Annotated in this window: 16 protein-coding genes and 1 tRNA gene; 16 read left to right on the top strand and 1 reads right to left on the bottom strand. The window is 40.8% G+C overall.

Annotated elements, in window-relative coordinates; all coding sequences use genetic code 11:
- Positions 1-291: 291 nt before the first annotated feature.
- The 4 genes from BM098_RS12210 (at position 292) to BM098_RS13825 (ending at position 3365) form a co-directional block, all read left to right on the top strand.
- On the top strand, positions 292-1521 hold the full coding sequence (locus BM098_RS12210; protein WP_089833757.1) for an MFS transporter: 1230 nt from the start codon (positions 292-294) through the stop codon (positions 1519-1521).
- Positions 1522-1542: 21 nt separating this feature from the next.
- Positions 1543-2835, top strand: coding sequence for an alkaline phosphatase family protein (locus tag BM098_RS12205; protein WP_089833755.1), 1293 nt, complete (start codon positions 1543-1545; stop codon positions 2833-2835).
- A 107-nt stretch (positions 2836-2942) separates the two neighbouring features.
- Entirely contained in the window at positions 2943-3128 is a 186-nt protein-coding gene (locus tag BM098_RS12200) for a P-loop NTPase family protein (RefSeq protein WP_089833753.1), read from the top strand.
- The gene (locus tag BM098_RS13825; RefSeq protein ID WP_089833751.1) at positions 3129-3365 is read left to right on the top strand and encodes a hypothetical protein; all 237 of its coding nucleotides are present in this window, start codon (positions 3129-3131) and stop codon (positions 3363-3365) included.
- A gap of 87 nt (positions 3366-3452) precedes the next feature.
- Here the strand turns inward: BM098_RS13825 and BM098_RS12190 are convergent.
- Positions 3453-3529: transfer RNA gene (locus BM098_RS12190), tRNA-Met, on the bottom strand.
- 325 nt (positions 3530-3854) lie between these two features.
- On the opposite strand from BM098_RS12190, the gene tilS reads away from it, so the two are divergent.
- The 12 genes from tilS (at position 3855) to lysS (ending at position 15395) form a co-directional block, all read left to right on the top strand.
- Positions 3855-5240 (top strand): tRNA lysidine(34) synthetase TilS, encoded by a 1386-nt coding sequence (gene tilS, locus BM098_RS12185; protein ID WP_159430193.1) that lies wholly within the window; start codon positions 3855-3857, stop codon positions 5238-5240.
- 19 nt (positions 5241-5259) lie between these two features.
- Positions 5260-5811 carry a hypoxanthine phosphoribosyltransferase gene (gene hpt, locus BM098_RS12180; protein ID WP_089803609.1) on the top strand — a complete coding sequence of 184 codons (552 nt, stop codon included), beginning with the start codon at positions 5260-5262 and terminating at the stop codon, positions 5809-5811.
- Between the two features lie 128 nt (positions 5812-5939).
- Positions 5940-7922 (top strand): ATP-dependent zinc metalloprotease FtsH, encoded by a 1983-nt coding sequence (ftsH, locus tag BM098_RS12175; protein WP_089833747.1) that lies wholly within the window; start codon positions 5940-5942, stop codon positions 7920-7922.
- 160 nt (positions 7923-8082) lie between these two features.
- Entirely contained in the window at positions 8083-8853 is a 771-nt protein-coding gene (locus BM098_RS12170; protein ID WP_089833745.1) for a type III pantothenate kinase, read from the top strand.
- A 29-nt stretch (positions 8854-8882) separates the two neighbouring features.
- The gene (hslO, locus tag BM098_RS12165; protein WP_089833744.1) at positions 8883-9767 is read left to right on the top strand and encodes an Hsp33 family molecular chaperone HslO; all 885 of its coding nucleotides are present in this window, start codon (positions 8883-8885) and stop codon (positions 9765-9767) included.
- A 23-nt stretch (positions 9768-9790) separates the two neighbouring features.
- Positions 9791-10645, top strand: a complete 855-nt coding sequence (locus BM098_RS12160) for a peptidyl-prolyl cis-trans isomerase (protein ID WP_089833742.1) — start codon at positions 9791-9793, stop codon at positions 10643-10645.
- A gap of 71 nt (positions 10646-10716) precedes the next feature.
- Positions 10717-11643: a cysteine synthase A gene (cysK, locus tag BM098_RS12155; RefSeq protein ID WP_089833740.1), complete on the top strand. Its 927-nt coding sequence runs from the start codon at positions 10717-10719 to the stop codon at positions 11641-11643.
- Positions 11644-11781: 138 nt separating this feature from the next.
- Positions 11782-12618, top strand: coding sequence for a dihydropteroate synthase (gene folP / locus BM098_RS12150; RefSeq protein WP_089833737.1), 837 nt, complete (start codon positions 11782-11784; stop codon positions 12616-12618).
- Positions 12611-12979, top strand: coding sequence for a dihydroneopterin aldolase (gene folB / locus BM098_RS12145; protein ID WP_089833736.1), 369 nt, complete (start codon positions 12611-12613; stop codon positions 12977-12979). Before folP ends, folB begins: the two co-directional genes overlap by 8 nt.
- On the top strand, positions 12966-13481 hold the full coding sequence (gene folK / locus BM098_RS12140) for a 2-amino-4-hydroxy-6-hydroxymethyldihydropteridine diphosphokinase (RefSeq protein WP_234987499.1): 516 nt from the start codon (positions 12966-12968) through the stop codon (positions 13479-13481). The genes folB and folK overlap by 14 nt, the downstream gene beginning before the upstream one ends.
- 170 nt (positions 13482-13651) lie before the next feature.
- The gene (locus tag BM098_RS13510) at positions 13652-13807 is read left to right on the top strand and encodes a hypothetical protein (RefSeq protein WP_159430192.1); all 156 of its coding nucleotides are present in this window, start codon (positions 13652-13654) and stop codon (positions 13805-13807) included.
- Between the two features lie 103 nt (positions 13808-13910).
- A complete protein-coding gene (gene lysS, locus BM098_RS12135) occupies positions 13911-15395 on the top strand; it encodes a lysine--tRNA ligase (RefSeq protein ID WP_089833733.1) in 1485 nt (494 codons plus the stop codon).
- Positions 15396-15733: the final 338 nt, after the last annotated feature.

The following is a 15733-nucleotide window of genomic DNA, read 5'->3' as shown; positions in this document are numbered from 1 at the left end:
GGAAGGCATTCGCTTATTAGTAAGTGCCTAATAAAAATATAAACTCTTGGAACAAGAGGGTTAGCTTGGTCAATTTCGTCAGCTACCAAAAGTGGCGATTACCCAAGAAGCCTCCACTTCAAGCAACCCGAAAGGGTGGTAAGTGGTGGGTAGTTCACGCAGCTTGATTGCACCGTTCATGCTGAGTGGCACGGTAACCTCTATTTAATGATAATTTTTTACAAAGATATCGTTTTAAATTTACATTCTTGTGCTACACTCTTCTTATGAAGGGTTTAAAGGAGGCGTGACATGAAATTAACAAAGGAAGAACGCTCATGGATTTTATATGATTGTGGTAATTCGGCTTATTCGATGGCGATCACGACAGCGCTGTTGCCGATTGTTTTCGGTATGTTTGATAGTGTCGACAGCAGTATGACATTAGGGTACTTTAATTCGATTGCCAGTATTATCATTGCCGTGTTAAGTCCAATCCTCGGTACAATCGCCGACTATAAAGATAAGAAGAAACGCTTTTTTATCTTCTTTGCGGTACTAGGTATTGCGGCTACCGTGTTTCTCGCCGTCGTACCACCAGAAAGTGGACAGTGGCAATTATTGATTCTCTTTTATGTGTTATCGTCGATTGGTTTCGCAGGTGCGAATATTTTCTATGATGCTTTTTTAGTGGATGTGACGACTGATGAGCGAATGGATAAAGTATCGACGATGGGATTTGCTTTCGGTTATATTGCGAGTGTCATTCCTTTTGGAATTAGTCTTTTGCTTGTTTTATGGTTAGGGATGGACCAAGTTCTCGGTTATCAAGCGGGATTTATCGTGACCGCGCTGTGGTGGGGTCTGCTTACGATACCAATGTATCGTGATGTTCATCAGAAACATTACGTTGCACCTGAGCCAAAACCGGTGAAGAATAGTTTTAAACGCCTGTTTCAGACGTTTAAGAATATTCGCCAATACAAAGTTGTCTTTATCTTTTTAATTGCTTATTTCTTTTATATTGATGGTGTTGATACGATTATTAAGATGGTGGTTCCGTATGCGACGTCAGTGTTAGATGCGGGAGCGTTAGATACGTTTACGTTGCTTGGTATTTTGCTGGTGATTCAATTAATCGCTTTTCCTTGTGCGTATTTATACGGTACATTAGCTAAAACATATTCTTCTAGAGCGATGATTATTACCGGAATATTGACGTATATCGTCGCTTGCATTGCGGCCTTTTTCATTACATCGGTTTGGCATATTTTTATTTTAGGTGCGTTAATTGGCTCAGCACAAGGAGGGATTCAAGCACTTAGCCGGTCGTATTATGCAAAAATTATTCCGAAAGCGAATGCAAATGAATTCTTTGGTTTTTACAATATCTTTGGGAAGTTCGCGGCGATTATGGGACCTGCCTTGATGGCTCTAACAACATCGTTAACGGGTAATGCTCAGTATAGTATTTTAGCGATTATCCCTTTGTTTATCATTGGTTTAACGGTATTTATGACCTTGCCGAGAGATTTAGTCTAACCAGTTTGAGGAGGAAGAGATGTGGAACGATTAAACGGAAGACTTGCTGAACATGTAATAGTGGTATCGTATGATGCATTCTCAGAAGATCACTTTAACCAAGCAAAAAAATTACCTAACTTACAAAAACTTGTGGCGGATGGTGTACATACAACAAAACTAAAAAGCGTGAATCCAACGATGACCTATGTCGTTCACTCAACAATGGTGACCGGTGTTTATCCGAATAAGCACGGGGTGAGTCACAACAATCCGCTTCAGCCTTTTGTAAAAGCCAATAACCAGGCCTGGCATTGGTATCGTGATGATTTAAACGTGCCAACGATTTATGACGTCTTAAAAGCTAACGGTTTAACAAGCGCGGGTATTCTTTGGCCAGTAACCGCAAAATCAAGTATTACTTATAACTTGCCCGAAGTTGTTGCGATTAATGGCGAGAATCAAGCGCTAAAAGTGTTGAAAAATGGCAGTCCTTTGTATTGTTTAGGACTCGAATTAAAGTACGGGCAGATGCGGAAAGGAACGAGTCAACCGTATTTGGATGACTTTTCAACAGCTTGTGCTGTTGATACGATTAAACGTAAACAACCGAATTTGATGCTGTTGCACTTAATTGATTTAGACGATACGAAGCACGCCTATGGTACACAAAATCAGGCAGTTGATGCGGTCATTGAGCGGATGGACAAACGTCTCGGAGATATCATCAAAGCCACAGAAGAGGCCGGCATAATGGAAGAGACAGTGTTTATTGTGTTAGGCGATCACGGTCAATTTGATGTGAGGTTTAAGGTATACTTAAACAATCTATTAAAACAACACGGTTTAATAGAAGAAACAAATGAGTGGCGAGCTTACTTTCAAAGTACTGGTGGAGCTGCCTACTTACATATAAAAGATGGTGACAAAGAAGCGGAAGCACATGCGTTAGCTATCATGAATGATATTGTGGCGGATTCTAAATACGGGGTAAAAAAACTATATAAGCGAGCAGAATTAGACGAGCTCCATGTTGAGCCGTCGATTCACTATATGCTTGAGGCAACAAAAGGGTACAGCTTCGAAGATGATTTATCAGATGAAGATGTTGTCGATTTAACCGCTCGTGGTGAAAAATATGCGACCCATGGTTACACAACGGAACAAGAAAACTACCGCTGTAACTTTATTATTTCGGGTAAAAACATAAAAGCAAATGCACAAGTAGGTGAGATTGAGATGGTTGATGTTGCACCGACGATTGCTTGTATTTTAGGGGTTAAACTTAATGGTGTAGATGGTCGAAGTCTAGATGAAGTATTTAAGGATAATTGATTGTAAATAATAAGCCTCATATTATGAGGTGACATATCAAACAATATCAACCGACCAATGAGAGCGGGGAAAGACACCGCCTCTTGAGTGGGTGGGACGTGTCTAAGATGCCGTACCAACAGTTGAGTGGTGGTGAGCAATTAAAGTTTCATCTAGCAGATGCTTTTAGTCAGATAGTGGATGTCTTACTGTTAACCAATCATTTGGATCTTCATTCAAGGGAAAACGTTAATGAACGATTAAGGTACACTGATCATCGTCTCACATTCACTGGGAAAGTCACCGATTTATAGTTGGTCTTTTATGATCAACGAATTTATAAACAACGACGTTCCGAACAATCAGAACAATACGATATAGATATACTGACACTGAAAATAAGACGACAAGAAGTCTTGGCTAAATTGAGTATGTTAGAAGGACGAGGGGATGAACACAAAGCGCTGGATGACGTGTTTAAACAAGCGCTTAAAAGAATCACGCTGACTAAAAGTGAGCTATATCAGATTAAGGGATGCCACCACATTTAGTATAGAGCCAATTAATGCAACTTAAAATAACACCCGCCTGTCCAGAGACAGGCGGGTGTTATATATGTAAAAAAGTTAATGGTAATATGGTAGCGGCGGAGGGAGTCGAACCCACGACCTCACGGGTATGAACCGTACGCTCTAGCCAGCTGAGCTACACCGCCATAAGAAAGTCACAAGTGATATAATACAACAGACTGAAAAAAGTGTCAAGGGCATTCGTTAAAATCTTTGTGTTATTGGTTATATTTATGTGTGAGTCTATAGGCGCTGTTGGATGTTAGGTGTCGCTTGTCTATATGTGAAGGTTGCTTAAAGTTGTTACTATTGGTTATCATGTAAAGAATAGGCCTTTTTGTGATATTAGGAATAAATTGCAATGTGTGCAGCGCAAAAAGGGTAGATTTTTTGTATAATGAAAAGAGGTATAACCCAATCACCTAGTTTTATGCGTACTGGAAACAATTATATAAAAAGAAGGTCATGTGTATGTATGTAAAAGTGAAAAATCATATTGTAACGAATCAGCTTATTCAGCCAGGTGAAAAGCTGCTTCTCGCCGTTAGTGGCGGGGCTGATTCAATGGCGATGTTAGATGTGTTTAATCGTCTATCGAAAGACTTAACGTTCTCGTTTATGGTAGTGACAGTCGACCATATGCTTAGAGGAGAAGCGTCTGAAGCGGACCGATTGTTTGTTGAAAACTATTGCCAGGTGCGAGGGATTCCTGTGGTCGGTGCGTCTGTTGATGTCGTAAGTTTTAAACAAGCGCACGGGGCCGGCACACAAGTGGCCGCAAGAGCGTTGCGTTACCAAGTGTTTCAAAATGTTATGAATAAGCATGACTGTGATACACTTGTTCTTGCACATCACGCCGATGATCAAGCTGAATCGCTAGTCATGGCCCTCGTTAAATCAACGGACCCGCGTCAACTTACAGGGATGCCAGAAGTCAGGGGCTTCGGTGATAAGCGGTTAATCCGACCGTTCCTTCATGTCGCGAAAGTGGATCTTTATCACTACGTCAAAACGCGACAGATTCCGTACCGAGAAGATCCGTCTAACGCGGATGATCACTACCGGCGCAATGCTGTTAGGCACCACGTAATCCCACGACTTAAACAATTTAATCCGGAAGTATTAAAGACGACAGATGTGTTAATGTCGCATCTAACAGAGGATAATGATTACTTAATGAAAGAAGCCGAGAAGCGATTTGATGAATGGGTTGAAAAACGACAGGATAATCAAGTGGTTTTGATTGATATTTCCGTTGTGAAAAAAGAGGCTCGTGCTTTACAAAGACGCTTGTTTCATCTAATATTAAACTATCTGTATGATACACTTCCATCTCGTTTAAGCTATAAACATGAAACGGCTTTTTTCGGCTTACTTCAACATACGGATGGTCATCGTTCAGTTGACTTACCAGACGGACTTGTGATGAGACAAGTTTATCACCGGTTGATGTTTTGTTTTAAAGATCAGCAGACTTGTGAAAAAACGGTTAATAACAAAGCGTCTGTCTCTGATCAACGACAGTTATCATTTGAAGAGACCATCGTTGGTGAAAAGAGCGACGTGACAAAAGATTGTCTCTACTTACCGTATACTTTGTACAATCAAGAGGTGTATCACGTGCGTACGAGAAAAGCAGGAGACAAAATCTATTTGCCTGAACTTGACGGCCATAAAAAAGTAAGTCGTATCTTTATTGATCAGAAAATCCCTCAAGACCAGCGTGATCAATGGCCACTATTAGTTGATCAACATGATCATGTCGTATGGGTGATGGGATTAACGAAACCGTTCATACAAACACATGTGGAAGCCAAACAGTATGTGAAATTAATGTATCAAAAAAAATCATTTTAAACTATGTAGGAGGATTATGATGCATAATGACATCGAGAAAATATTAGTGACGAAAGAAGAGATTGATCAAAAGTGTGAAGAATTAGGAAAAGCACTAAGTGAAGAATATCGCGATCGTTTTCCACTAGCGGTTGGCGTATTAAAGGGTGCGCTTCCGTTTATGTCGGATATTTTACGTCACATGGATACTTATCTAGAAATGGACTTTATGGATGTCTCAAGCTATGGTGGCGGTATGAAGTCATCAGGTGAAGTGAAGATTGAGAAAGATTTAAATACGAAAGTTGAAGGTCGTGATATTTTAATTATTGAAGATATCATTGATAGTGGTCTTACACTTAGCTACCTTGTTGACCTTTTCAAATATCGTAAGGCTAAATCAATTAAGATTGTGACACTGCTAGATAAACCAGAAGGACGTACGGCAAACATTACCGCTGACGTTGTTGGTTTTAAAGTGCCAAATGAATTTGTTGTTGGGTATGGCCTCGATTATCAAGAAAAGTATCGTAACCTCCCATATATCGGTGTATTAAAACCACATATTTATGGTGGAGACCAAGCAGAATAATACGAGATAATAAACAAACGAAAAATCCGGTGAAGAAAATCACATCAAGCGAATCACTTCAGTTGCAGGAGTTGAATTTGGTGTGGTACGATGTACTATAGTTTTTCTCGTTTGGGAGGAGGAATGAAATGAATCGATTAACACGTAATTTATTATTTTATGCTGTAATTTTTTTAGTATTAATGGCGGTGATGTCATTAATTACGACAGGAACAAATGAAACAAAAGAATTGCGCGCTGATGAATTTATCGAGGTGCTCAATAATGAAGAAGTAAAAGAAATGGAAATGCGACCATCTAATGGGGTCATGCGTATTACTGGGGTATTAAAAGGTGAGGAAGAACAAACTTTTATCACAAATATTCCAGAACAATCAGAGATTGTCACGTCGGTTTATGGCGAAGGGGCAAACCAAGAGGTTATCACGGTGAAAGAAGAAGAACAGCCAAGTGCAATTCTAAGCTTCTTAACAGCTCTTGCGCCGTTTATCATTGTGATCGTCATTTTCTTCTTCTTGATGAACCAGTCACAAGGTGGTGGTAACCGTGTGATGAACTTCGGTAAGTCAAAAGCGAAGATGTATTCAGAAGAAAAGAAAAAAGTACGTTTCACTGATGTAGCTGGAGCGGATGAAGAAAAGCAAGAATTAATCGAAGTAGTCGATTTCTTAAAAGACCCGCGTAAATTTACTGCAATTGGAGCGAAAATCCCTAAAGGTGTTCTATTAGTGGGACCTCCAGGTACAGGTAAAACTTTACTTGCGCGTGCGGTTGCTGGAGAAGCGGGCGTACCGTTCTTCTCAATTAGTGGTTCAGACTTCGTCGAAATGTTTGTCGGTGTCGGTGCTTCACGTGTACGCGACTTATTTGAAAATGCCAAGAAAAACTCACCTTGTATCATCTTTATCGATGAGATTGATGCTGTGGGTCGTCAACGTGGTGCTGGTGTTGGTGGCGGTCATGATGAACGCGAACAAACCTTAAACCAATTACTCGTTGAGATGGATGGCTTTGGTGATAATGAAGGAATCATTATTATAGCGGCAACGAACCGTCCGGATATTTTAGATCCTGCCTTATTACGTCCAGGTCGTTTTGACCGTCAAATTACAGTAGATCGCCCAGACTTAAAAGGTCGTGAAGCGGTACTGAAAGTCCACGCACGCGATAAGCCTTTAGATGAAGATGTTGATTTAAAGACCATTGCGATGCGGACGCCAGGTTTCTCTGGTGCTGATTTGGAAAACTTACTGAATGAAGCGGCCCTTGTTGCTGCACGTACAGATAAGAAGAAAGTTGGCATGGTCGACGTTGATGAAGCGATTGATCGTGTCATCGCAGGACCAGCGAAGAAGAGTCGGGTTATTTCTGAGAAAGAACGTAATATTGTCGCGTATCATGAGAGTGGTCACACGATCATTGGAATGGTACTTGATGAAGCAGATATGGTCCACAAAGTAACGATTGTCCCACGTGGACAAGCCGGTGGTTATGCGGTTATGTTACCGCGTGAAGACCGCTACTTTATGACCAAGCCAGAACTACTCGATAAGATTACCGGCCTACTCGGAGGGCGTGTCGCAGAAGAGGTCATCTTCGGTGAAGTCTCTACAGGAGCACACAATGACTTCCAGCGTGCCACAGGAATTGCGCGTAAGATGGTTGCTGAGTACGGTATGAGTGATAAGGTTGGTCCAATTCAATTCAGTAGTGGTGGTGGCCAAGTATTCCTAGGTCGCGACATGCAAAATGAAGCGAACTATAGTGATCAAATCGCTTATCTTATTGACCAAGAGATGCAAGAGATTATCAACACATGTTATGCAAAAGCTAAAGAGATTCTTACGGATAAGCGTGATAAGTTAGAACTTGTTGCTCAAACATTACTTGAGGTTGAAACGCTTGATGCACGTCAAATTAAAGCTCTTTACGAAACAGGGGAATTACCTGAAGCAGATGATGAGCCGATTGATGTTGAAGCAGAAGAAACAGATGTGACAGAAACAATGGATGAGGCGGAAGAAACAGAAATGACTTCTGAAGCCGATTCAACAACTGAAGATGCACCAAGTTCAATTGATGAATTAAAAGAAGACGAAACAGAAAAATAAATGTTTTTTAAAAGACCAGTGTGGTTAGCGGATTCTTGCTTTCCGACTGGTCTTTTGTCTTCCGATGTATCACGGTAAAGGTTTTTTAATTGTTTCAATCGTGAAAAACCATTAAAATGGTGACGGATGATATTCTGGTGAAGAAAAGATGGTGACGTATATGTTATTAGTGATAGATGTTGGGAATACGAATACGGTGATTGGCCTATTAGAGGGTGAGAAAATTACCAACCAGTGGCGGATTAAAACCGATCGTCATAAAACAGAAGATGAATTTGGCATGATGATTGATCATTTATTCCGGTATCACGGTTTAACCTTCGACCTTGTGACAGATGTAATTATTTCATCCGTTGTGCCAACGATGATGTATGCCTTAGAAAAGATGGTCGCAACATATTTTAAGAAAGAAGCGATTGTCGTCGGAGAGTACCCGATTGATTCGTACTTAAAAATGACCTACCCTAACCCGAAAGAAATAGGGGCGGATCGGATTGTAAATGCCGTAGGGGCGATTGAATCATACGGAGCGCCACTCATTATTATTGACTTTGGTACAGCAACAACACTTTGCTATATCGATGAAACCGCGTCTTATGTTGGGGGTGCAATTTTACCAGGGATTAAATTATCGCTTGAAGCGCTGTATGAAAAAGCAGCGAAGTTACCGAAGGTAGAAATCAATCATCCACAACATACAATTGGTCAGTCGACGGTTGAAGCGATGCAGTCAGGATTATACTTTGGTTATGTTGGTCAGGTTGATGCAATGGTTAAAAGATTTAAACAAGAAGGAAGTAGTGAGGCAACGGTGATCGCAACCGGTGGGTTATCCCATTTGATCGCCGATGAGTCAGAAACAATTGATGTCGTTGACCCAATGCTTACTTTAAAAGGGTTGCGCTCGATATATGATAAAGTAAAACAATAAAAAGTGTAAAACAGTAAAGGAGAAAAAAGATGTCAGATTATATAGTAAAAGCATTAGCGTATGAAGGTGCAGTGCGTGCCTATGCGATTAAATCAACAGAACTAGTAGAGGAAGCTCGTCGTCGTCACGATACATGGGCGACAGCTTCGGCCGCGCTGGGTCGTACGATGACGATCAGTGCAATGATGGGAGCAATGTTAAAAGGGGAAGATAAACTAACTGCAAAAATTGAAGCGAATGGTCCAGTTGGTCCAATTGTTGCTGATGCCAATGCGAAAGGTGACGTGAGAGGTTATATTACTCACCCGCATGTTGATTTTGACCTTAATGACCGAGGGAAGTTAGATGTTAGTCGTGCCGTTGGGACCGATGGTTCGTTAAGTATTGTGAAAGATTTAGGCTTAAAAGAACACTTTACTGGACAAGTACCGATGGTCTCAGGTGAAATAAGTGAAGATTTCACGTATTACTTTGCCACATCAGAACAAGTACCTTCAGCTGTTGGGGCTGGTGTTTTAGTAAATCCTGATCATACTATCTTAGCGGCTGGTGGCTTTATTATTCAAGTTATGCCTGGTGCGACGGATGAGATGATTGACAAAATTGAACAGAATATAAGTCAAATGCCAGCGATTAGTGCGATGATCGAACAAGGTCTCTCACCTGAAAATATGCTAGTAAAGATTTTTGGTGAAGGCAATGTTCGCGTATTAGAAACATCACCGGTTCGCTTCCACTGCTCTTGTTCACTTGAACGAATTAAAAATGCGATTCGCGGTCTTGGTGATGAAGAGATTGATCAAATGATTGAAGAAGATGGTGGTGCAGAGGCGACGTGTCACTTCTGTAATGAGCATTATCACCTAACAAAAGAAGCACTCGCGGAATTAAAACAAACAGATTCACTCGAATAGTAAAGGAGAGAAACGATAAGCTGATGAAAAAATTACTCGTTTTTTTGGCCATTATCCTTGTGACTAATGGCGCAACATATTTTTTAACGCGTGAATCAGCTGATCGAAATGAACCGGTCGCTGAAATTGATGGTGAACCAATCGCATTTGATACATGGATGATGTATTTAGAAACCCATTACGGTAAAGAAGCATTAGAAGCATTAATCACCGAGGAAATAACAGAAAAAATAAGCGCAGAAGAAAATATTGATATTAATGAAAGAATTATTGATTTAGAAGTCATGCGAATGCATACCCTTTATGGTCAGTTACCAGAAAACCAAGTCGCTCAAAAAGAAGCGCTGTGGCGGGATAATATTCAGTCGCGGTTACTGATGGAACGGTTGTTAACGCGAGAGGTGTCAGTATCAGATGCTGATATTGACGCGTATTACCAAGAACATCAAAAAGATTTTAATTTCAGTCGTTGGATTGAGTTGTCAGAAATAGAAGTAGCGAGTAAGGGCGTGGCGGACACCATCTACCAAGCGCTAGAAGATGGGGCGGATTTTCACGCCTTAGCGCGCGAATACGCAACGACTGAGGAGATGCTTGAAACGGGTGGTTATTTAGGTTTTTACTCAGATGACTCGACCTTTTTAACCGAGGATTATAAATCACGTGTCAATCTATTAGATGCGTATAGTTATAGCGAACCATTCCGAAATGGTTCAGGTTATTCGATTGTTTATTTAGGACGCGACTTACCGGCAGTGACTTTATCACTTGCGGATGTTAGGGACTACATTAGAACCGAACTGGCGATCGAACAACTTGCTTATTTACCCGATGCTCAAACACTCTGGGAAGCGCACGATGTTGAGTGGATTTATTGACAACTGATTGTGTTGTTGTGTATAATTTAATTAATTCAAATAAGATTACTCGGAATTAGGAGGCGTTTCATATGACAATTGCTCAATCGATAACTGATTTAATTGGCCGTACCCCAATTGTGAAGCTTAATCGTTTAACAGGACCAGAAGATGCTGAGGTATATGCAAAGTTAGAATACATGAATCCAGGTAGTTCGGTGAAAGACCGGATTGCAAAAGCAATGATTGAACAAGCCGAAAAAGACGGTGCTATCAAACCAGGTGATACGATTGTTGAATCGACGAGTGGTAACACAGGTATTGGAATTGCGATGGTTGCAGCAGCTAAAGGCTATCAGGCGGTACTCGTTATGCCGGATACGATGAGTCTTGAACGTCGTAATCTGTTACGCGCTTACGGAGCTGAACTTGTCTTAACTCCCGGATCTAAAGGGATGAAAGGCGCAATTCAAAAAGCAGAAGAATTAAAAGAAGCTCACGGCTATTTTATGCCACAGCAATTTGAGAATATGGCTAACCCGGCGGTTCATAAGCTAACAACGGGTCCAGAAATCGTGGAAGCGATGGGTGACCAATTAGATGCATTTGTAAGTGGGATTGGTACAGGTGGTACCATATCGGGTGCTGGTAGTGTATTAAAAGAACACTACCCTGATATTGATATTTATGCAGTAGAGCCTGAAGGTTCAGCGGTTCTATCTGGATGCGAACCAGGTCCACATAAAATTCAAGGGATTGGTGCTGGATTTATTCCAGGCACACTCAATACTGACGTATACAATAAAATCTTTACGGTAACCAATGATGAGGCGTATGAAACTGCACGTGAAGCGGCGCGCTTAGAAGGTTTACTCGGTGGTGTCTCATCTGGTGCTGCTTTATATGCGGCAAAAGAGATCGCGAAGAAATTAGGAAAAGGCAAGAAAGTGCTAGCGATTATCCCAAGTAATGGTGAACGCTATCTTTCAACACCGCTCTATCAATTCGACGAAGAATAGCTTAGAAAAACACTTATCCTACATGGGTAAGTGTTTTTTAACGCATAGACTCTGTAAAATCGCACGATTCATGATAAAATGAAAGACATATTTATCATGAGGCGATCAGGGTCTTTTTTAATGATAAGGGGGGGTATGATGAGTCAGTATATTCGTTTGCGTAAACAGCGGATTGATCTATCAAAGAAAACGTGGATTATGGGTATTTTAAATGTGACGCCTGATTCTTTTTCTGATGGTGGGAAATACGATTCGATTGAACGAGCAGTAGACCAAGCAAGAAATTTGGTTGACCAAGGCGCCGATATTATCGATGTTGGTGGTGAATCAACGCGACCGGGCTATACGCCTGTCTCTGTTGAAGACGAGATCAATCGGGTTGTACCGGTTATTGAAGCGATTAGACAAGCGCTAGATGTATACATTTCAATTGATACATTTAAAAGCGAAACAGCAGAAGCGGCGATTTTAGCTGGCGCCGATATGGTGAACGATATTTGGGGGTTAAAATATGACGCACGGATCGCTGATCTTTGCCAGAAGTATGATGTGCCCGTTGTTATTATGCATAACCGCAAACAAGCTGATTATCAAGCGTTGATAGCGGATGTGAAACGTGATTTAATCGAAAGTATTGAAATTGCAAAGGGGCATGGATTGGATGATGAACTGATTATTTTAGACCCGGGTATTGGCTTTCAAAAAAACAAGCCGGAGAATTTGGCTGTGTTAAAAGAGATGGCATTTTTACAAACGCTCAATTATCCGGTATTACTCGGGACATCACGAAAGTCAGTCATTCACTATGCGACGAACCGCTCCGTAGATGAACGTGATGAAGCAACAGCGGCGACAACCTGTTTTGGAATAATGCATGGCGCAGATATCGTTCGAGTCCATAATGTAGAATTAAACAAACGCGTGATTGAGATGATGGATGTGCTTGTCGGAAAAGGTGAGGGATACGATGGATAAAATATATTTAAATGGTTTACAGTTTTATGGCTATCACGGTGCTCTGAAAGAAGAAAATACCCTGGGTCAAACTTTTATAGTGGACTTGGTCTTAGAGCTAGATTTAAAAGCAGCGGGGGTAAATGATAACTTAAAAGCAACGGTGCATTATGGTCATGTTTATGAAACAGTCAAGACGGTGGTCGAAGGAAAACAGTTAAAGTTGATTGAAGCGGTTGCTGAACGGGTGAGTGATCAAGTGTTACAGGCGTTTCCGCTGATTCAACAACTAACAATTAAAGTCATCAAACCAAATCCACCTATTCCCGGTCATTACGAGTCAGTAGCAGTAGAAATGACGAGAGGGCGTGAGTCTAATTAAGGCATATATTGCGTTAGGGTCTAATATAGAACCGACAGTTGATTACTTAACGAAAGCGCGCAAGTTATTGGGTGATTATGATGAGATCGAAATTGTTGAGGCGTCTAGGTTATATCTAACAGAACCAGTCGGTTACACCGACCAAGCGGCCTTTTTAAACCAAGTAGTGATGATTGAGACGGCGTTGTCAGCCCATGTTTTACTTCAGGCAATTCAAACAATCGAACAACAACTTGGTCGAAAGCGTGACATTAGATGGGGACCAAGAACCATTGACCTAGATATTTTACTTTATGATGAGGAACATATCGTCACAGATGACCTTGTCGTCCCACATCCACGGATGACTGAACGGGCCTTTGTCCTTGTACCTTTAAGTGATATAGCAACAGACATAAATATTCCAGAAACCGGTCTAACAGTAAAGCAGGCAGTGGCAAAACTAACGAAAGATGAGCTGAATGATGTGCGCTTGTATCAACCAAATGACGAACAAGTGTAAAGTAAGTAGGTAAACAAGTGGTGTCAATAGCGATTAGTTCTGGTCAGTAAAGTGGAGGATATGTGTTTCAAATTGTTGATGCAACAAGCTCTAATCAAGTCGTGTTAGTGCCGGGTGCTAGTAACTGAGCCTTTCGTTTGCGTGCCGGTCGATTAGCAGAATGAAGGCAGATGATAGAAAAACGAAAACATACCGCGTGGTACTTAAAAGATTTACCTGGGAGTGATAGAATAAGAAGGGTCATCAATCAAATCGATCCAAGAGCAGAGTTAGAAGAACTGTTGTCTCACTTTAAGAGTGAGTTCAAACAACAAGCGTTATCTTAATGAAAAATCTATTTCACACAGATTTTTTAAGATAATTGTGAGAAAATGTGCTATAGTAGGCAAGGGAAAACATCAGAAAATATATATAGTGGGAGTGATCAACATGTCAGAAGAATTAAATGAACATATGCGGGTGCGTTTAGATAAACTTAACCAACTCATGGACCAAGGCATTGATCCTTTTGGTGATAAATTTGAAAGAACGCATACAGCAAGTGAGATTAAAGCAGTGTATAGCGAAGAAACGAAAGAAGCTTTAGAGGAAAAAGGTATTCGTGTGACGATTGCCGGTCGTATTATGACCAAGCGTGGAAAAGGCAAGGCTGGTTTTTCTCATATTCAAGATCAAACAGATCAAATTCAACTTTACGTACGTAAAGATGCGATTGGTGAAGAGAACTACCAGTTGTTTAACACGAGTGACCTAGGTGATATTGTCGGTGTAAGCGGGACAGTATTTAAAACAAAAGTAGGTGAACTGTCAGTTAAAGTTGATGAGTTTCTTCTATTAACTAAGTCACTACGTCCGTTACCGGAAAAATTCCATGGTTTAAAAGATGTTGAACAACGTTACCGTCAACGTTACTTAGACTTAATTACGAATCCGGATAGCAAAGAAACTTTTATTATGCGGAGTAAGATTATTCAGTCGATGCGTAGCTATTTAAACCAAGCGGGCTTTTTAGAAGTCGAAACACCGATGATGCACAGTATCGCTGGCGGAGCAGCGGCACGTCCGTTTATTACGCACCACAACGCACTTGATATGACACTTTATATGCGAATTGCGATCGAATTACACTTGAAGCGTCTTATTGTTGGTGGATTAGAAAAAGTATATGAAATCGGCCGCGTCTTTAGAAATGAAGGGGTGTCAACCCGACACAACCCTGAATTTACGATGCTTGAACTATATGAAGCGTATGCAGATTATCATGACGTTATGAACCTTGTTGAAAATATGGTCGCACATATTGCAAAAGAAGTGATCGGTTCAACGACTGTACAATACGGTGAAGAGTCTATCGATTTAGCACCAGCGTGGAAACGTGTCCACATGGCTGAGATTGTTAAAGAATATACTGGTGTTGATTTCTTTGAGCAAATGTCAGATGAAAAAGCGCGTGAACTTGCGAAAGAGCACGGCGTAGATATTAAAGATAGCATGACTTTTGGCCATGTTTTAAATGAATTCTTTGAACAAAAAGTTGAAGAGCACCTCGTTCAACCAACCTTTGTATATGGTCACCCAGTAGAGATATCACCATTAGCGAAGAAAAACAAAGAAGATGCACGCTTTACGGATCGCTTTGAACTCTTCATTGTCCGTCGTGAGCATGCGAATGCTTTCTCTGAGTTAAATGATCCAATTGACCAGCGCGAACGTTTTGAATCGCAAGTGAAAGAAAAAGAAGCGGGTAACGATGAAGCGCATGAAATGGATGAAGACTTCTTAGAAGCATTAGAATATGGTATGCCACCAACAGGTGGACTCGGTATCGGCATTGACCGTTTGGTTATGTTGTTAACCAATGCCCCGTCTATTCGTGATGTATTGCTGTTCCCGCAAATGCGTCATCGTGACTAAGTGGTGAATAATTGCATGACATGACAAAGATTGAATCAAGTTCTCGTTTAAGTGAAGGGAAGTTATTTCACTTAAACGAGAATTTTTTATTGAAAAGCCTTGACCATCTTGATAGGAGATGTTATATTAATCAAGTCGCCAAATTAGTAACATAAACGCGACAAAATAAAATAAAAAAGTTGTTGACATTGATAAGCTAAACGTTATATAATATAGCTTGTCGCCGAAAGAACAGCGACTTACATTTGACCATTGAAAACTGAATAACACACACAGTAAAGTTAAGAAATAAAGTAAGACAAGCTAGTGCTTGAAACCAGAGTAAAGAATCACTCATC

The organism is Halolactibacillus halophilus, assembly GCF_900115605.1.
Lineage (GTDB): Bacteria > Bacillota > Bacilli > Bacillales > Amphibacillaceae > Halolactibacillus > Halolactibacillus halophilus.
The sequence above is the reverse complement of the archived record's forward strand: the minus strand, read 5'-3'. Positions and strand labels throughout refer to the sequence as shown.